At 44.1% G+C, this 20,375-nt stretch carries 13 protein-coding genes; 2 read left to right on the plus strand and 11 right to left on the minus strand.

The genetic code is table 11. The features are described 5' to 3' along the window. Positions 1-10 precede the first annotated feature (10 nt). From J5X92_RS04395 to J5X92_RS04405, 3 genes are all read right to left on the minus strand, one after another. The gene (locus tag J5X92_RS04395) at positions 11-3,127 is read right to left on the minus strand and encodes a TonB-dependent receptor (protein WP_208804795.1); all 3,117 of its coding nucleotides are present in this window, start codon (positions 3,125-3,127) and stop codon (positions 11-13) included. 343 nt (positions 3,128-3,470) lie between these two features. Continuing rightward, positions 3,471-5,057, minus strand: a complete 1,587-nt coding sequence (locus J5X92_RS04400; protein WP_126872330.1) for a tryptophan halogenase family protein — start codon at positions 5,055-5,057, stop codon at positions 3,471-3,473. Between the two features lie 156 nt (positions 5,058-5,213). Then, positions 5,214-8,018, minus strand: coding sequence for a TonB-dependent receptor (locus tag J5X92_RS04405; RefSeq protein WP_208804797.1), 2,805 nt, complete (start codon positions 8,016-8,018; stop codon positions 5,214-5,216). A gap of 59 nt (positions 8,019-8,077) precedes the next feature. Between J5X92_RS04405 and J5X92_RS21220 the strand changes: the two genes are divergently transcribed. Beyond that, the gene (locus tag J5X92_RS21220) at positions 8,078-8,206 is read left to right on the plus strand and encodes a hypothetical protein (protein ID WP_257720343.1); all 129 of its coding nucleotides are present in this window, start codon (positions 8,078-8,080) and stop codon (positions 8,204-8,206) included. A 224-nt stretch (positions 8,207-8,430) separates the two neighbouring features. On the opposite strand, the gene sucD is transcribed toward J5X92_RS21220, so the two are convergent. From sucD to sdhC, 8 genes are all read right to left on the minus strand, one after another. Then, complete coding sequence (gene sucD / locus J5X92_RS04410) at positions 8,431-9,303, minus strand: succinate--CoA ligase subunit alpha (RefSeq protein ID WP_013783986.1); 873 nt, start codon at positions 9,301-9,303, stop codon at positions 8,431-8,433. Beyond that, positions 9,303-10,469: an ADP-forming succinate--CoA ligase subunit beta gene (gene sucC, locus J5X92_RS04415; RefSeq protein ID WP_057791629.1), complete on the minus strand. Its 1,167-nt coding sequence runs from the start codon at positions 10,467-10,469 to the stop codon at positions 9,303-9,305. Before sucC ends, sucD begins: the two co-directional genes overlap by 1 nt. A gap of 152 nt (positions 10,470-10,621) precedes the next feature. After that, a complete protein-coding gene (gene odhB / locus J5X92_RS04420) occupies positions 10,622-12,109 on the minus strand; it encodes a 2-oxoglutarate dehydrogenase complex dihydrolipoyllysine-residue succinyltransferase (protein WP_013783984.1) in 1,488 nt (495 codons plus the stop codon). Positions 12,110-12,118: 9 nt separating this feature from the next. Beyond that, positions 12,119-14,938 carry a 2-oxoglutarate dehydrogenase E1 component gene (locus J5X92_RS04425; RefSeq protein ID WP_208804799.1) on the minus strand — a complete coding sequence of 940 codons (2,820 nt, stop codon included), beginning with the start codon at positions 14,936-14,938 and terminating at the stop codon, positions 12,119-12,121. A 173-nt stretch (positions 14,939-15,111) separates the two neighbouring features. Next, positions 15,112-15,822 (minus strand): succinate dehydrogenase iron-sulfur subunit, encoded by a 711-nt coding sequence (locus tag J5X92_RS04430; RefSeq protein ID WP_013783982.1) that lies wholly within the window; start codon positions 15,820-15,822, stop codon positions 15,112-15,114. A gap of 14 nt (positions 15,823-15,836) precedes the next feature. Continuing rightward, entirely contained in the window at positions 15,837-17,609 is a 1,773-nt protein-coding gene (gene sdhA, locus J5X92_RS04435; protein WP_013783981.1) for a succinate dehydrogenase flavoprotein subunit, read from the minus strand. 1 nt (position 17,610) lies between these two features. Continuing rightward, positions 17,611-17,958: a succinate dehydrogenase, hydrophobic membrane anchor protein gene (gene sdhD, locus J5X92_RS04440; RefSeq protein WP_126872334.1), complete on the minus strand. Its 348-nt coding sequence runs from the start codon at positions 17,956-17,958 to the stop codon at positions 17,611-17,613. Continuing rightward, positions 17,952-18,326 (minus strand): succinate dehydrogenase, cytochrome b556 subunit, encoded by a 375-nt coding sequence (sdhC, locus tag J5X92_RS04445; protein WP_013783979.1) that lies wholly within the window; start codon positions 18,324-18,326, stop codon positions 17,952-17,954. Before sdhC ends, sdhD begins: the two co-directional genes overlap by 7 nt. A gap of 701 nt (positions 18,327-19,027) precedes the next feature. On the opposite strand from sdhC, the gene J5X92_RS04450 reads away from it, so the two are divergent. Further along, the gene (locus J5X92_RS04450) at positions 19,028-20,305 is read left to right on the plus strand and encodes a citrate synthase (protein WP_013783978.1); all 1,278 of its coding nucleotides are present in this window, start codon (positions 19,028-19,030) and stop codon (positions 20,303-20,305) included. Positions 20,306-20,375 lie beyond the last annotated feature (70 nt).

Here is a 20,375-nt window from a genome sequence, read left to right on the forward strand (position 1 = left end):
GGTAAAATGCTCATAATTGATATGTCATCCCCAAGTAATACTGCGTTCCGAAAAACTGAATGGTGCCGGTTTGTTCAGAAGAGGTGAAATAGCTTTTGGTAGGTTCGTCAGTAACGTTGTTAACTTGAAACAATACGCTCCAATTGTCGTTAATTTCATAGGACGCTTGGTAATCGACAACCAGTTCAGAATCAAAATTTACGGTTTGATCGTTTACAGCTACTTGCTCAGACACAAAGAAATCGCGATAACGCCCAGATAAGCGGGTTTCAAACCCATCGTATTCCCAAAATAGCGTTACCGTGGCCACATTTTCAGATAAGCCAGGCAAGCTATCCGAATACACCGAACTACTCAGCGTACGTTGAATTTCACTTTCCGTGTATGAGTAACTCGCGGTTACCCCTAAACCAGACCAGAAACTTGGCAACATGCTATAAATTTCAGTGTAGGCAATTTCAACACCCCGAATATAGCCACCTTCAGCGTTATTCACCGCCGTGCTATAGCTGCCATTTTCTGTAGGCACGGTAACAAAAATAGGGTTGCCATCAGCATCCCGTGACAACTCAGCCTCTTGCCCTACAAATTCAGGTTCAAGATACACAGGAACCTGAACCGACGCTGGAACCACAATGCCGTTGCCACTAAAGTCATAAGGTTCTATGTTAATTTCTTCAATAAAAGATTCTATGTCTTTGTAAAATGCCGCCAGTATTAACGCCCCTTCGGTATCCTCAAAATAGTATTCCCATGAAATATCGTATTGAGTGGCATAAAAAGGTTCTAGGTAAGGGCTATTTGTTGCGTTACCGTTTACCTTGGCGGTAGGTTGCGACAAGGTCACTTCCCCGGAGTCTCTATCCTGTACAGCGGTTACCGTTTCAACGGTGGTAGAAGCATTTGCCGCAAATCTATTAATAGGCGCACGGCCCATCACTTTTGCTGCGGCTACTCTTAGTTGCGTATTATCTGTCAGCGCAAAATTTAGGTTGATAGACGGCAACACATCGTCGTATTCGTGAGTAAGCGTTGTGAAGCGATAAAAGTTGTTAATGAGGCCAGCATCGTCGGTAATGTTTTGCGCGCCAGCGGTGGGATCACTGACTTCAACTGTGACACCGGTTTCTGGATCGGTAATTAATGATGTGGCACGCTGGTAAGTGGTAGAGCTTTGTTTTGTTTTTACGTAACGAACCCCCACATTACCGGTTACAGGCATACCCCCAATTTCAGTATTGAGTCCTGCCATCAAATAAGCGGAGTTTACGGTTTCAAATACCTGCCCACTTTCCTGCATAGTCCAAGAAGTAGATGGCCCTGTACCTGGGCCATTAATCACACCTGCTGCTCCAGCCCCCCAGGTTTGTACTGGTTGAGGATAGCCGCTCGGAAACCATGCATTAAGCGCACTGTTTAAGTCTACCGACAAATAGCTTGGGAAATAGCTAAAATCGCCAGCCCAATCAACTTGCTCTACCATGTCATCCGTTAAACGCAGCGGTGGCTCACTGGCAGAGAAAGCACTGTCGTTTCCGTATTCAAATACAGAACGATCGTTACTGTACTCTCTATCGGAATAGCGATAACCAAACTCAAACCCAGTTACAATGGGCATATCCACAAAGTATTGAAAATCGACTTTATAAGCATCGAGTTCGTCTTTGTTAACAAACGGATAAATGCCGTATTTACTGACCATCACCCTATCGATATCGGAAAAAGCATCCGCTTGATTGAAGGCTAAATCAGGAAGGTTGTTGCCATTCAATAAATACGAGATTTGAACGTTCTCATCAAACACTGGACTGACAGCGTTGGCATCTTCGCTGACTAATGACCACAACAAGCCATTACGGAAATCACTTTTCGCGGTGGAACGAGACACATCAAATTGCACCGATAAGTCAGCACTAATTTCCCAATCTGCGTTAATACCAACGTTTTCAACGCTATCGAAATCTTGGTTGTCGTCGTTAACTAACTCAACTCGAGTAAAGCTACTGTCTGTTCGTGAGAAAGTGCCACCAATCACACTATTGTTTACAATAACAGGGTTCGTGATGCCTGCCGTTATCCCCCCTAGCTTGACTCGATACCCACGGGCAAATTCTTCTGAATCGAACTTAGAGATAAACGCATCGGCTTTTAAGGTGAAATTTTCTAATGGTGCCCACTCTATGGCTGCAACGTAACCGTCGCGAGTTTGCTCGCCACCTTTATGTTGAATCTCAAAGCCTTCAGAAATAAGCTCACATTCTGGGCAGTCGGTGCCAGCTCTGTCGTTATCACCTTCAATACCATCTACATCAACAGCCCCGTTATACGCTAAACCCACAAACTGAGTAGAAACACTGGGTTGGAATAAGCGTGCATAACCTAGGGATAAACCGACGGTGTCGTCCATAAACTTTCCTTGATAGGAAAAGCTCAATCGATGACCAAATTCACTCGCGTCCGATATCTCACTGGCTCGGTCGTTATACATGCCACGCATATTGGCACTGAACTTATGCTGCTCCTCCATGACTAACGGGCTTGCTGTCTTGAGTTCTACCGTTCCAGCAATTCCCCCTTCAATGAGTGATGCTTTAGGCGATTTATATACACTCGCTTCGGTGATTAACTCTGAGGGGTACTGGTCGAACTCAATGGCTCTGCTTCCACTGGTAGACACTTGCTCACGTCCATTTAATGTAGAGAACACAAAGTCACCCGCTAAACCACGAATGTTAATCTCGGCCGCTTGGCCCCCTGTACGAACTGCAGATATACCTGGCAATCGGGTAAGCGCATCTGCCATAGATACATCAGGCAAACCGCCCAAATCATCAGCAGAAATTTGTTCTGACACCGTGTCAGAAAAACGCTTTTGGTTGAGTGATTGTATGAGGCTAGTACTAAACCCCCTCACCTCTATGCGTTCGAGCGTTTCCTCGGATATATCGTCGACCGGTATATCTTCACCTGATAATTGGCTACTCGATTGATTGTTACTATTTATGGCAGATTCACTGACTTCATCAATGGTGTCTTCTTGCGTTTGTTGAGCGTATGTTGGCAAAGTAAATGCCAACCCGCTGCTGACCAACGCCACCATGATGGGCTTAAGTTTGAATGTTCTCATTGGTGCCCCGTTCCTTGTTTTTTTATCAACGGTTCGGGAATACCACACCCAAACACGTCACTTATGGTTCTGCCACAAATAGTATCGGGTTGTATAAAAAGAGAGCAACACTATGCATACGTATTCATTTACATTAAATTTACAATGCATTAAATATTAGCAAGGGCTAACTTAAACGGGATAAGTAAGATATTGAAATTAAATAGAGAAAAGCCCCCTCAAGGGTAACTTAAGGGAGGACTTGAGTACTTGACGGCTTAAGAATGTTAAGTGACGAGGCGCGATTTATCGTGATTTACAGCAAGACGCAGTAACTTGCATCACAGCACACAGGCCAATTAGATTAAAAGCTTACAGACGTTTTATTTGCACTATCGATCATTGATTGAATGTATGCGTCATGAGTGGGTAGCGATGCTATTGGTTCACGCTTAATGTTATACAACGACGATAGCATGGCTTGCGTTTTCTCATCTGAAAGGCTATTTGCTAACCCATGATAATCTTCTGGTACTAGCCCTTGTCCATACATAACTTGCAGCCAAGAGCTTTCTAAGAACAGGTCATTTTGCTCACGCACCAAATTGCCATTTTGTTTGAACAGCGCCATTTTGTGAGTCAACGAATCTGGCAAGGTTAAATGGCGCATATCTCGCCAAAAATCACTGTCTTCACGTTCATTTAAACAATAATGTAATACTAGAAAATCTCGTATTTGTTCAAATTCTACTTTTGATTGTGCGTTGTATTCTTCAACCGCACTATCTGAGATACCTTGATGCGGGAAAAGCTTAATTAGCCTCACGATAGCTGATTGAATAAGGTGAATACTGGTAGACTCTAAAGGCTCTAAGAATCCAGAAGATAGCCCTACCGCGACCACATTTTTACACCATTGTTGTCTACGACGGCCAGTAGTAAATTTAATGAGTTTAGGATCGCCCAGTGGTTTGGTGTCAAGGTTAGCCATCAAGGTGTCGTGAGCTTGGCTATCACTAATATAACGTGAACTATAAACGTGACCATTACCATTACGATGTTGTAAAGGAATTCGCCATTGCCAGCCAGCACTGTGCGCGATAGAACGGGTGAAGGGTGCGGTATTTTCATGGCGTTCAGAAGGTACAGCAATGGCGGAGTCACAAGGCAATAAATGAGACCAGTCATCATAGCCTGCCCCCAATGTTTCATTAATTAACAGCCCTCGAAAACCTGTACAGTCAATAAACAAGTCCCCTTCAATGGCATGGCCATTTTCGAGATGTAATGCTTTTACATTCCCACTGTGTTTGTGTCTTGATACGTAGCTGATTTTACCTTCAACACGTTTAACGCCCAGTCCCTCGCTGAGTTTACGTAGGTATTTGGCATACAATGAAGCGTCAAAATGATAAGCAAAAGGGAGCTCTAAAACCGGGTCTTTTGCGTTAATACGTGCAAATTTACCTGCCTCGGCTGCTAAGTAGTTAAGGTCATACTCCCATAAATCGTGTTTCAAACCCTGCTGGCGTGCTTTTAGCCAAAAGTGATGAAAGTGACAAAAGGCCATGCTTTTGCCTGGTGCACCAAACGTATGGTAGTACTGTTGTCCTTGTTGCTTCCAGTTTTCAAAGCGAATTGCCAGCTTAATGGTGGCCTTGGTATCGCGAAGAAAGGTAGCCTCGTCAATCCCCAGCACTTGGTTGACGAGTCTAATGGGCGGAATGGTGGCCTCGCCTACACCTACTGTGCCAATAGCCTCAGATTCGACCAAGGTAATATTCACAGCGTCGCCAATGACTTTTTTGAGCAACGCCGCGGTTAGCCACCCTGCTGTGCCGCCGCCTGCAACAACAACACGTTTTACCGGCGCTTGCTTAGCTTCATGGTGATCTGTTGTCTGTTGATCAGTTGCTTGTTGACTCGCTGGTGTTTTATTTGCTATTGCCATACTCAGCCCTTACTACTTACTTCACCACACTGTAGATGGTTTACTTGTACTTTTACAATAAAAAACCACCTTTTGCTTCCTCGCCTGAATACATCTTCGAGCGCTGAAACAACAAGGTGGCTTGTATCTATTCTACTGTTTGCTTTCGCTTAACAATTAGAAGGTATAGTTAAAGCCTAACAAGTAGTTAGTACCGTATGATTGATATTGCGTAATCTGACGAGAATCCGCCTGAGACGCTTGAATATCATCTTCATCAGTTAGGTTTTGAGCTTGGAAAGTAACACGTAGGCCTTCCAAAGACTCAATACCAGACTCACTAAAGTCGTAACCGATTTGGGCATCAACCAAGGTACCGCCTTGCTTAGTAGCATCTACCAATGCCAAGCTAGTACCACGTTCTTCCGTTAAGTAATCATCACGCTTAGTTGCCGCAACACGGAACTCGAAACCATCGCTTTCGTAAAAGAACGTCATACTGTATGACTCTTCAGACAAGCCTGGAATTCGGGTTTCAGTTTGCGTTGGTGCTGCGTCTACTTCACCTTCCATGAAGGTGGCACTTGCGAACAAGCCAAAGCCTTCAAGTGAGTCATGAAGCAATTCACCTGGTAATGAACCTTGCAGTTCATAACCGCGCACATAACCTTCAAAACCATCTAGTACACTGCCGACTGAACCTAAGAAAGTAGCAGGCGTCTGCCCTTCTGAACCTTGGTGTAAATCAGGAATGTACACATCAGAGAAATCCGTTAGTACGCTCGTATCGCGATGCCAGTTTTTAATATCTTTATAGAAGAATGATGCCGCTACATAACCCGTATCCGAGAAGTAATTCTCATAAGCGATATCTAACTGGTTAGCTTCAAGAGGCTTAAGTTCAGGGTTACCTGAGCTACCGCTCCAAGGACCATTTTCAGGATCGGTACTGGTAATTTGGTTATCATTAAATGCGAAAGACGCCTGCGTATTTGGACGCATATCGTCCATACGTGGTCTTGAAATGACTTTACCCAATGCGAAACGTACAAACTGACCTTCGGCAACTTCTGCTGAAAGGTTAAGTGTTGGAAGTACATCTGTGTAATCAGCGCCGCCAGAAACAGGTACCGCTACTGTCATGCCATCAGCATCGGACGTGGTTGAGAAACCCGTAGATTGCTGGTCAGCATTAACCACTTGTACACCCACGTTACCGCGAATATAGATATCACCTACTTCCATTTCTAAATCAAATTTAGTGTAGAAAGTCAGCAACTCTTCATCAACTGTATAGCTATCACCTAAGCGATCGTTTTGTACCAGCTTGGCATCAGTCGCTGTGTAATAACCACTTTGGAACAGACCAAGTGAATCATACGCTAGAATGCCGTCTATACCGATGAAATCTAGAGGTACTACGCCTAGTACATCTGGAATAGCCGCATCACCAGGATAGCTAGGGGCAGTTAAATATGCACCGTTGTTTTCTTTGGTTTTGCTACGATCTGAGTAGATAACGCCCGCAGACATGCCAGTCACTACGCCCCATTCAACGTACCCTTTTGCATCAAAGCGGTAAGTATCTAGGTCTTCTTCATAGTTTGGTTGGTTAACAAAACCATCTTGTGCGTCTGCGCCAATAATAGGTGCGCCCCATGCTTGTGGACCTGCAAGACGAATTAAGCTTTCATCAGTAAGGTCAACAGGTGCAATGCTTGGGTGATCAGAATATACCGCGCCGGTAGTCGTCATTTCCCAGCTACGAGCAGTAATAGGACGTCCATCAATTCCTGCACGGCCTACGCCTGAATAACTTTCTACATCGATAATGTCTTTTTCAACTTTACCGGTAGAGTAGTCGAACTCTAAGGTCCAGTTATCATTTAAGATGTATTCTGCGTTCACGCCTACCGTCGTTAAATCAGCTTCTTGAGTACGAGCATCATTACGAATAACTGAATAGAAGCCATCGTAGTAACCTGATGTTACTAAACCGTTTTCAACACCAGTAATGGTATATTCGCCAGTTCCCCATTCAGCACCACCTTCTTCAAGACCCCGACGAACGTCATCTTCTACGAAGTCGATATAAAGCGCATCTACTTGAACATTTAGTTTATCAGTAGGCGCCCATTCAACTACAGCGGCGATAGAATCACGCTCTAACATTGCTGAACGTGCAAAAGAGTCGTGACCACCTAAAATAGTAGTTCCTTCTGCCACATCTACACCGGCTGCTGCATTATCAGCATTCGCGCCTGCATAGCCCCAACCACGGAAATGTTGTTCTTGACGTGGTGACTCCATGCTAGCAACAGTCAGTGCAAGACCGATAGTATCGTCAGCAAATTGGTCAACGTAGTTTACTGAAATACGATGTCCGTTGTTGTCAAAATCTGGGTTAGGAGAATCTTCAGCATTCTTTTCATACGAGCCATTAATAGCGAATGTACTTTTTGCTGCAAGCGGACTAATGGTTTGAAGGTCAATTGAACCACCAATATTTTGGGTGGTCATGCCAGCTTCTGCTGTTTTATAAACAACGATACTAGAAATGATCTCAGTTGGGTAAAGGTCGAATTCAACGCCGCGGTTGTCGCCCATACCTAATAATTCACGGCCGTTAAGTGATGTACCTACGTAGTTTTCGTTGAAACCACGTACTGAAATACCACTTGTACGTCCGTTTCTACGCTCACCAGCTAAGCCAGGCAAACGTGAAATAGATTCTGCAATACTTGTGTCTGGTAATTTACCGATGTCTTCTGCGGATAACGCTTCAACAATGGAGGTGCTATCCATTTTAATCGCTTGAGCGCGTTGCAAGCTGCCACGTATACCGCTAACTTGAATAACTTCAACATTAGCTTCATCAGCTGCTTCTGAATTTGTTTCTTGTGCAAATGTAGGCGAACAACCAAAAGCTACGCCACCAGTGATCAGCGCAACCTTGATGAGATTTGGTTTAAATTGTTTCATAAAACAGGTGTCCCATTCAGTTATATTTGTTGTCTTTTTGTTATTTTTATGACAATCGAATGACAATGTATCCAGTCGCTGACAATCCTATAGAGCACACGGGCTTTGCACAATTGCTTGCATACGTATTCATAGAAAATATTCAACACCCCATTAACATTAACCGTTATGAAATTATTGAAATTTAACAACAAAATTACGTAAATTCGCCACCAAACTTGTTTTATGTTGTAATTTTGTTACGTCATAAAGGTATTTTTTGAAGGGTTATGCGAGGGCGCAAACAGTGAGGACGAAAGTTTAAAAAGCAGAATTTTTCTGCTTAGACTTTTTTATAAAACACCAATAGAAAGACACAAAAAAGCCCGCTAATTAGCGGGCTTCACTTAAACACTTACGTGCACTTTGCCAACTACCAACCCGTAGTTTCGCGAAGTGCCTTGCCGATTTCAGCAAGAGAGCGAACTGTTTTAACGCCCGCGTCTTCTAGTGCTTTAAATTTCTCATCAGCTGTACCTTTACCGCCAGCAATGATTGCACCAGCGTGACCCATACGCTTACCTTCAGGTGCAGTAACACCCGCAATGTAAGAAACAACAGGCTTAGTGACGTTAGCTTTGATGAATTCAGCAGCTTCTTCTTCTGCTGTACCACCAATTTCACCAATCATAACGATAGCTTCTGTTTGAGGATCGTCTTGGAACAACTGTAGGATGTCGATGAAGTTAGAACCAGGAATTGGGTCTCCACCGATACCAACACAGCTAGACTGGCCGAAACCTTCGTCAGTAGTTTGCTTAACGGCTTCGTACGTAAGTGTACCAGAGCGAGAAACAATACCTACTTTACCAGGCTTATGGATGTGACCAGGCATGATACCAATCTTACACTCTCCAGGAGTAATAACACCTGGGCAGTTAGGACCAATCATGCGAACGCCTTTAGCATTTACGTATTCTTTAACGTAAAGCATATCTAGCGTAGGAATACCTTCAGTAATACAAACGATAAGCTCGATACCAGCATCAGCAGCTTCAACGATTGAATCTTTACAGAATGCAGCAGGTACATAGATAACAGTCGCAGTTGCGCCTGTTGCTTCTACCGCTTCACGTACTGTATTGAATACTGGAAGACCTAGGTGCTCAGTGCCGCCTTTGCCTGGTGTAACACCACCAACCATTTGCGTACCGTAAGCAATAGCTTGCTCAGAGTGGAAAGTACCTTGACCACCAGTGAAACCTTGACAGATTACTTTGGTATCTTTGTTAATTAATACAGACATTATTTGCCCTCCGCAGCAGCAACAACTTTCTCTGCTGCATCAGTTAGCGACTCAGCAGCAATGATATCAAGACCTGAGTTCGCTAGAACTTCACGGCCAAGCTCTGCGTTTGTACCTTCAAGACGTACAACAACAGGAACACTAACGCCAACTTCTTTAACGGCGCCAATGATACCTTCAGCAATCATGTCACAACGAACGATACCGCCGAAGATGTTAACTAAAACAGCTTTAACGTTGTCGTCAGATAAGATGATTTTGAATGCTTCTGCAACACGTTCTTTAGTCGCGCCGCCACCAACATCAAGGAAGTTAGCTGGCTTGCCACCGTGTAGGTTTACGATGTCCATTGTACCCATTGCTAGGCCGGCACCGTTAACCATACAACCTACGTTACCGTCTAGCGCAACATAGTTAAGTTCGAACTCAGCAGCATGCGCTTCACGTGCATCTTCTTGAGTAGGATCTTGCATAGCTTTAACTTTAGGCTGGCGATATAACGCGTTGCCGTCGATTGCTAGCTTAGCGTCAAGACAGTGAAGGTCACCATCTTCTTTAATGACAAGCGGGTTAATTTCAATCAATGCAACATCAAGATCTTCAAACATCTTAGCTAGGCCAAGGAAAATCTTAGTGAATTGTTTGATTTGAACGCCAGAAAGACCAAGTTTAAACGCCATTTCGCGTGCTTGGTAAGGCTGAGCACCAACAATTGGGTCGATTTCAGCTTTAAGAATTTTCTCTGGTGTTTCTTCAGCAACAGTTTCAATCTCAACGCCACCTTCAGTAGAAGCCATAAACACAACACGACGGGTTGTGCGGTCAACTACTGCACCAAGGTACAATTCGTTAGCGATATCTGTGCAAGTTTCAACAAGGATTTTGCTCACAGGCTGACCATTTTCGTCAGTCTGGAAAGTCACCAAATTTTTGCCAAGCCAGTTTTCTGCGAAAGCTTTAATTGCGTCAGTATCTTTTACTAACTTAACGCCACCTGCTTTACCGCGACCACCTGCGTGGACCTGACATTTTACTACCCACTCACTACCGCCAATGCGGTTAGCGGCCTCTACAGCACTTTCAGGAGTGTCTGCTGCGTATCCTTCAGAAACAGGTAGACCGTATTCTTTGAATAGCTGCTTACCTTGGTATTCATGCAAATTCATGGTGTTTCTATCCGATTTTTAGTAAGACAAAAGCCGCTTTCGCGACTTGATTAATTAGACTGATATTATAGGGCGAATATCAGCGTTGTGGCAGTAACGCGACTTATATAAATAAGCAGCGCTGCTGCACACAATAACAAGAGAGGAAAGCCTTACACGTCTAATAGAAGGCGTGTTGGATCTTCAAGCATCTCTTTAATTGTTACCAAGAAGCCTACTGACTCTTTACCATCAACAATACGATGGTCATAAGACAGGGCTAGGTACATCATTGGCAGAATTTCCACCTTACCGTTAACAGCCATTGGACGATCTTGGATTTTATGCATACCCAAAATAGCGCTCTGTGGCGGGTTAATGATAGGCGTAGACATCAATGAACCAAACACACCACCGTTAGTGATAGTAAAGTTACCGCCTTGAAGGTCTGCCATCGACAATTTGCCATCACGGCCTTTAATTGCCAATTCTTTAATTCCTTTCTCAACACCAGCCATACCTAGTGTATCCGTATCTTTTAAGATAGGCGTAACTAGACCGCGAGGTGTTGATACCGCGATAGAGATATCGAAGTAGTTGTGATAAACAATGTCATCACCGTCAATCGATGCATTAACATCTGGGAAACGTTTAAGTGCTTCAGTTACCGCTTTCACGTAGAAAGACATGAAACCTAAACGAATACCGTGACGTTTCTCAAAGCTCTCTTGATACTGCTTACGAAGTTCCATAATTGGCTTCATGTTAACTTCGTTAAACGTAGTTAGCATAGCAGTAGAGTTTTTAGCTTCAAGTAAACGAGTTGCAATCGTTTTACGAAGACGTGTCATAGGAACACGTTTTTCTGTGCGATTACCAGTAGGTAAATCAGCTGCAGCAGATGGCGCTGAAGCCGCTGGTGCACTGCCACCTTTAAGGTGTTTTTCTACGTCTTCTTTAGTGATACGGCCATTTTTACCCGTACCTTTAACTTTTGCTGCGTCTACGCCTTTTTCTGCCAATAAACGGCGTACTGAAGGACTAAGTGCATCACTGCTGTCATCTGAATCATCAGATGCAGCTTCAGACGACTCAGATGCTGCTGCACCTGACGTTGCGCCTTCAACAAATTTAGCAATCACTTCTTCAGCTGTCACTGTTGCGCCTTCTTCGGCAACAATTTCTGATAGTGAGCCATCAGCAGGCGCTACCACTTCTAGAACAACTTTATCAGTTTCAATATCAACCAAGTTTTGGTCACGGCTTACCACTTCGCCTACTGCAACATGCCATGTGGCGATGGTTGCATCAGCTACCGACTCTGGTAATACAGGTACTTTAACTTCTGACGTTTTACCGCTAGCTGCAGGTGCTGCTTCCTTTTTAGATTCAGCTTTAGCTTCAGATTTAGCTGGCGCAGCGCCACCCTCTTCTAATTTAGCAATAACTTGCTCGCCTAGTACCGTTGCACCCTCTTCATTAAGAAGCTCACCGATAGTTCCGTCGGCTGGTGCTACAACTTCCAGCACAACTTTATCAGTTTCAATGTCAACCAGGTTCTGGTCACGCTTTACCGCGTCGCCGGCCTTTACGTGCCAAGTTGCAATGGTGGCATCGGCAACTGACTCTGGTAGGACCGGAACTTTTATCTCAATTGTCATCATTGTTCCTTATTTAATAGTGAGTGCGTCTTCAACCAGCGCTTTTTGTTGCTGATTGTGAACGGAAACATAACCTACAGCAGGTGAAGAAGATGCTTCACGACCTGCATATGTTAATTTGGCGCCATCTGGAATTGCTTGCCAGAAATGGTGTTGACTGCAATACCAAGCTCCTTGGTTTTGCGGTTCTTCCTGACACCAAACCCAATCTGTAACGTGGCTGTATTGTGCCACAACTTTAGCGCATTCTTCTTGTGGGAATGGATAAAGTTGTTCCAATCTTACGATTGCAACGTCTGTTTGTTCATTTTTACGGCGCTGGTCAAGCAAATCGTAGTAAACCTTGCCTGAACACATCACCACACGCTTAACGTCTTTCGGATTAATATCGTCAATTTCGCTGATCACGTTGTGGAATTTGCCTTCTGCTAACTCTTCAAGAGAAGAGGTTGCAAGCGGGTGACGCAACAAGGATTTAGGCGACATAACGATAAGCGGTTTACGCATAGGGCGAACCACTTGACGGCGAAGCATGTTAAACACTTGCGCTGGTGTTGAAGGTACACATACTTGCCAGTTGTGATCAGCACACATTTGCAAGAATCGCTCAAGACGAGCAGAGCTATGCTCAGGACCTTGACCTTCGTAGCCGTGTGGAAGCAGCATGGTTAGACCACATAAACGGCCCCACTTCGCTTCACCTGAACTCAAGAATTGGTCAAATACAACCTGTGCACCGTTCGCGAAGTCACCAAACTGGGCTTCCCAAATAGTTAAACACTCAGGTTCTGCCGTTGCGTAACCATATTCAAACGCCATAACCGCTTCTTCTGAAAGCACAGAGTCGTATATTTCGATCTCGCCTTGACCTTCACGAATATTTTGCAGTGGCATGTATGTCGAGCCATCAGCTTGATTATGCAATACCGCGTGACGGTGGAAGAAAGTACCACGGCCAGAATCCTGACCTGTCATACGAATGTCTTCACCAGCATCAACCAATGATGCGTAGGCTAGATTTTCTGCCATTCCCCAATCAAGTTTCTTTTCACCGCTTACCATGGCCTTGCGGTCTTGATATAACTTGTTTACACGAGATTGAAGTTTATGACCATCAGGAAAACTGGTTAACGCTTCGCCAAGTGCTTGAAGTTTTTCAACACTGATAGCACCATCATATGGCGTATCCCAATCGTGACCTAAGTACGGAGACCAGTCTACACTGTGCTCTGTCATCGGACGCCATTCTTCAACTACACATGCACCATGATCTAATGCTGCGCGGTATTCTTCTAAATAGCGGTCGGCATCACGCTGCTCAATAACCCCTTCAGCAATAAGCTGGTCGGCATAAATAGCGCGAGGTACAGGATGCTTCTTCACTTTTTGGTACATAAGCGGCTGAGTTGCATTTGGCTCATCAGCTTCGTTATGTCCATGACGGCGATAACACACTAAATCGATAACAACGTCACGCTTGAATTTATTACGGTATTCAAGGGCGAGCTGAGTCACAAAAGCAACCGCTTCTGGGTCGTCAGAGTTAACGTGGAAGATAGGTGCCTGAACCATTTTCGCAATATCAGTACAGTATTGCGTAGAACGAGTATCTTCAGTTTTTGACGTTGTGAAACCAACTTGGTTGTTCACCACAATACGTACTGTTCCGCCCACGGCGAAACCGCGAGTTTGTGACATATTGAAGGTTTCTTGAACTACGCCCTGCCCAGCAATCGCTGAGTCACCGTGAATGGTAATAGGAAGTACGGTGTTAGTATCGTCGTTACGACGTTCAAGACGAGCACGAACTGAGCCCATCACTACTGGGTTCACAATTTCAAGGTGAGACGGGTTAAACGCAAGTGCTAAGTGAACATTGCCACCTGGCGTAGCAAAATCTGATGAGAAACCGGCGTGGTATTTAACATCACCTGCACCTAGTGAGTCATCATGCTTACCAGCGAATTCATCGAATAACACTGATGGGTTTTTACCCAATACGTTAACAAGTACGTTCAATCGACCGCGGTGAGCCATACCAATAACCACTTCTTTAGTGCCGGCAGCACCTGCGTTAGTGATTAAGTTTTTAAGCATTGGAACTAGTGCATCGCCACCTTCCAGTGAGAAGCGCTTGGCACCTGGGAATTTAGACCCAAGATACTTTTCCATGCCGTCAGCAGCGGTTAAGCCCTTAAGAAGAGTAAGTTTCTCTTCTTTAGAAAACTCTGGCTTTGCTTGTACTGACTCAATTTTTTGCTGTAACCAGCGTTTTTGGTCTGTATCGGTAATGTGCATGTACTCAGCACCGATAGAGCCACAATATGTTCTATTAAGTGATTTAAACAATTCACCTAATGACATCGAATCTTTACCAATGGCAAAAGATCCTACGTTGAACACACTGTCAAAATCTTTATCAGAAAGGTTATGGTGAGATAGTTCTAAATCACGAACACGCTCTTGTTTCCATAATCCTAGCGGATCGAGGTTGGCATGCTGGTGACCACGGAAACGAAAGGCGTTAATAAGCTGTAACACTTTAACTTGCCTGTCATCCGATACCGGAGTGCCTTCAACTGGTGCGCTCGACATTCGTGCTGTCGGGCCTAGAGCAGCTAGCTTCCTAAACTGATCTTTAACACTAGTATGGTTGGTTTCAAGTTCAACGCCTTCGACCTTGGGGAGGCTATCAAAGATTTGACGCCAAGTATCGGAAACGCTCTGCGGGTCTTCCATATACGATTCGTACAATTCTTCGACATAGGCAGCGTTGGCACCTGCCATATGCGAGGAATCCCACCACGCTTTCATCACGCTTTCTTGCATTTAATTTGCCTTGCTACGTTTTGTAAATTCTATTAACCATCGGTTTGTATTATAAGGTTATTCGTGACATAACCAAGCGTTATACCGATGAATACAAAAAAAAATAGCCATCACATCCGGATGGCTATTTAGAGCATTGCTTTCTGTCACTCAGGAGTAACCAGAATATAGTACTAAACAGCCCGTTGTAAAAGCATAGACTTAATGTGTCCAATTGCCTTTGTCGGGTTTAATCCTTTCGGACATACACTTACACAGTTCATAATACCGTGACAGCGGAATACGCTAAATGCATCATCTAGATCGTTCAAACGTTCATCAGTTGCAGTATCACGGCTATCGATAAGGAAACGATAAGCGTGAAGCAAACCAGCAGGCCCGATAAATTTATCCGGGTTCCACCAGAACGATGGGCACGACGTAGAACAACATGCACATAGAATACATTCATACAGTCCATCAAGCTTAGCACGTTCTTCAGGAGACTGAAGGTGTTCTCTTGCAGGAGGCTGTTTGTCATCGTTGATTAAGAATGGCTTAATCTTTTCATATTGGGTGTAAAACTGTGTCATATCAACCACAAGGTCGCGTACTACGGGCAAACCTGGAAGTGGACGAACAACAACTTTACTTTTACCCAATGCAGACAATGGCGTAATACAGGCAAGACCATTCTTACCATTCATATTCACACCGTCTGAACCACACACACCTTCACGGCACGAGCGGCGGAATGATAACGTTGGATCTTGCTCTTTAAGAGCAATTAGTGCATCCAACACCATCATGTCACGACCTTCCTCTACTTCTAGAGTGTAGTCTTGCATGCGTGGCTTGTTATCAACATCAGGGTTGTAACGATATATCGAAAATTGTAATTGCATGATCGTTGCCTCTCTTAATATGAACGCACTTTAGGCGGGAAAGCTTCCCGAAGCTTAGGCGCCATATTGACATCACGTTTAAGCATTTTTTCAGTATTCGGATCGTAAACGCTGTGGCATAACCAGTTCTCATCGTCACGGTCCGGGAAATCGAAGCGGCTGTGTGCGCCACGGCTTTCCGTTCTGAAGTTCGCTGCTACTGCTGTGCTGTACGCGGTTTCCATAAGGTTATCAAGCTCAAGACATTCAATACGCTGAGTATTGAAATCGGCACTCTTATCATCAAGGCGAGCATTCTGAAGACGTTCACGAATTTCACCAAGTTGCTTAAGGCCGTCTGCCATGGCTTCACCTTCACGGAATACTGAGAAGTTAAGCTGCATGCATTCTTGCATATCTTTTTTGATTTGAACCGGATCTTCGCCCTTACCTTTCTCTGAGTTTTCCCAGCGATTGAAGCGAGACATTGCCACTTCAAGGTCAGACTCTGATGCTTCGCGGAATGGCGATACGTCAGAAAGGGTTTTACCTAAGTGTAGACCAGTCGCACGACCGAATACTACAAGGTCAAGTAGTGAGTTACCGCCAAGGCGGTTAGCACCGTGTACAGATACACATGCAATTTCACCACAAGCGAATAAGCCGTTGACTACTTTATCGTTACCGTCTGCATCAACAGTTAAACATTGACCGTCAACGGTAGTTGGAATACCACCCATCATATAGTGACAAGTTGGTATTACAGGGATTGGTTCTTTCACTGGATCAACGTGAGCAAACGTACGAGATAGCTCAAGGATACCTGGTAAACGCGATTCAAGTACGTCTTTACCAAGGTGATCAAGTTTAAGTTTACAGTGAGGTCCCCAAGGGCCATCAAATCCACGACCTTCGCGAATTTCAGTCATCATTGAACGTGCTACAACGTCACGACCAGCAAGGTCTTTCGCGTTAGGCGCATAACGTTCCATGAAGCGTTCACCGTCTTTATTAAGTAGGTAACCACCTTCACCACGACAACCTTCCGTTACTAGCGTACCAGCACCGGCGATACCCGTAGGGTGGAACTGCCACATTTCCATATCTTGTAATGCAACGCCAGCACGGATTGCCATACCAACACCGTCACCGGTATTAATGTGTGCATTGGTAGTAGAAGCGAAGATACGCCCTGCTCCACCCGTTGCTAATACGACTGCTTTAGACTTGAAGTAAACCACTTCGCCAGTCTCGATATCGATAGCAGTACAACCAACAACGTCACCGTCTTGGTTTTTAACTAGGTCGAGTGCGTACCACTCAGAAAAGACCTTTGTTTTATTTTTTACGTTTTGCTGATAAAGCAAATGCAGCAAGGCGTGACCGGTACGGTCAGCAGCCGCTGCGGTACGAGCTGCTTGCTCGCCACCAAAATTTCTTGATTGACCACCGAAAGGACGTTGGTAAACCTTACCATTCTCAAAACGTGAGAAAGGTAAACCCATGTTCTCCATCTCAATGATGGCTTCTGGGCCGGTTTTACACATATATTCAATAGCGTCTTGGTCACCAATGTAGTCCGACCCTTTTACAGTGTCGTACATGTGCCATTCCCAGTTATCTTCATGGGAATTACCTAGCGCAACAGTAATACCACCTTGCGCTGATACCGTATGTGAACGGGTAGGAAATACTTTAGACAGTAGTGCACATGATTTGCCAGATTCTGAAATCTGCAATGCTGCACGCATACCAGCGCCGCCAGCGCCAATAACTACTGCGTCAAACTCGTGAACGGGTAAACTCATCTTACACTCCCCACAATACAAACAGACCAACAGCGACGTAACCAAAAGCAATGATGTTTAGAACATACTGAATGATTGCACGCAAACCAGACGCCTTCACATAATCGGTAAGTACTTGCCAAAGGCCAATACGAACGTGGATCATGATGGCGATAAGTGCTGCCAATGTGAACACCTTCATCGCTAGCCCAGAAAATAATCCGCGCCACTCAATGAAAGTAATATTATCAGTGGATATAAAAAACCACGCCATGAATACCGTATAAGCAAAAATAATTGCAGCGGTAGTACGTAGTGAAACGTAATCTTGAATACCATTACGCTTTAAGCTTGCTTGGTTGCCTAGCATAGTGCTACTCCCAATACTACTGTCAGCACAATCCAAAGAGCGATAGCTATTTTGGCGCTGAGGTTTCCTGACTCCAACTCTTCCCAGTGACCTAAATCCATAACTACATGTCTTAGGCCGCCTAAAATGTGGTAAGTCAGCGCTGATAAAGTGCCTATTGCGATCACTTTTCCAATGATACCGTCCATCATCGCTTGTACGTTCGCAAACCCTTCAGGCGAGGAAACAGATACTGCCCATGCCCAAATAACAAAGAGTAATGCGAAGAACATTGCGACACCGGTAACACGGTGGAGAATTGACGAAATAGCGGCAGGCGGAAATTTAATAGTATTGAGTTCTAAATTTACTGGTCTTTGCTTTTTCACAATGTATGCCTGTTTAATCCGTAGGGATAATGAATTACTCACCGTTATTATGTCCTGTGTGAGTTAATTCGTTTATTACCTGTTAATTACCTCATCCAATGAGTTGTTAACAATTTGTGAATTATTCTTTAATGCAATTAACAGAATAATTATTCTGTTTTAATGCACTGCTGAGTATATCCAGCACAGTATATAATTACAATTTTTTGTGCTGTAGTAAGACTTTAGTCTTTTTTGACAAATCTTCCTGATAAACACAAAGAAAAGTAGCCACAAATACTAACAACAAGCATGGAATGCTTAATAAACAAGGCTGTAAAGTGTATCAGCACTAAACTAGAATAACACTATTTTCACTAGCAAAATTAAGGTCTTTTAATGAAAACGGGTAATTCTCAATCGACAAAAGGTTATTTTTTCAGCTAAGGTGTTAATAAATTTGGTAAACGGTGGTTTACCTTTTGCCAAAAGACATTGATAATTACCCTGAAACGGGTTTAGTGCGATTACCAAAATGTTAACGATAGAGATTCCGGCTGAGCATTATAAATCTCAGTAATTCGGAATATTTATTGTGCATAAATGCAATTAAATTGACTTATTGGTACATAATAAAGTACAAATACGCCACTTTTCCCCAACGAAACGAGCATTTTCGCCCGTTTTCGCTGCAAACAGAACCATTCTGAGGAGAGCATTTTATGGCAGATCAGAAAGCCATTCTTAAAGCCGGCGGTAAGGAAATCGAGCTTCCTATCTTGTCTGGCACCGAAGGACAAGACGTAATCGACGTTCGTACCCTTGGTCAACACGGTTACTTCACCTACGACCCTGGTTTTATGGCGACAGGATCTTGCGAGTCAGCTATTACTTACATTGACGGTGCTGCTGGTGTATTACTACACCGTGGTTTCCCGATTGAAGAATTAGCGCGCGATGCAGACTACCTTGAAGTTTGTCATATGCTTCTACACGGTGATGCACCGTCTAAAGAAGAATATGAAGAATTCAAATCAACGATTACACGCCACACCATGGTACATGAGCAAATTAACATGTTCTTCCATGGCTTCCGCAACGATGCCCACCCTATGGCAATGTTATGCGGTACGGTTGGTGGTATGTCATCTTTCTATCACAGCGACTTAGACGTTTCTAACGATGAAGAGCGTAAACGTAGTGCACATCGCTTAATTGCGAAAATGCCTACTTTGGTAGCCATGTGTTACAAGTACAACATTGGTCAACCATTCGTTTATCCACGTAACGATTTGAGCTATGCAGCTAACTTCCTGAACATGATGTTCTCAGTTCCTGCTGAAGAATTTGAGATTAGCCCTGCGGTTGAACGTGCAATGGATCGTATCTTTACGCTTCATGCTGACCACGAGCAAAACGCATCTACATCTACTGTTCGACTAGCTGGTTCATCTGGTGCTAACCCTTACGCATGTATTGCCGCTGGTGTTGCTTCACTTTGGGGCCCTGCCCACGGTGGTGCGAACGAAGCATGTCTGAATATGCTTGAGGAAATTGGTACTGTTGACCGCATTCCTGAGTTTATTGCACGCGCTAAAGATAAGGCTGACCCGTTCCGTCTTATGGGCTTTGGTCACCGTGTATATAAAAATCACGACCCACGTGCAACAGTAATGCGCGAAAGCTGTCACGAAGTACTTAGTGAACTTAATGTTAAAGATCCACTACTTGAAGTAGCAATGGAACTTGAAAAAATTGCATTAAGCGACCCGTACTTCGCAGAGAAGAAATTGTTCCCTAACGTAGATTTCTACTCAGGTATCGTACTTAAAGCTATTGGTATTCCAACCAATATGTTTACGTGTATCTTCGCATTGTCTCGTACAGTGGGTTGGATTTCACACTGGCATGAAATGATGAGCGATCCAAAACAAAAAATTGGTCGTCCTCGTCAGCTTTACACTGGTCACAACCAGCGTAAGTACACGCCATTAAAATAAGCGTGAACAGATAATTATTTGTTCATAAAATAGCGCCTTCTGGCGCTATTTTTTTGGCTTTTTTTTAATA

The organism is Alteromonas sp. K632G (assembly GCF_017653625.1).
Lineage (GTDB): Bacteria > Pseudomonadota > Gammaproteobacteria > Enterobacterales > Alteromonadaceae > Alteromonas > Alteromonas naphthalenivorans.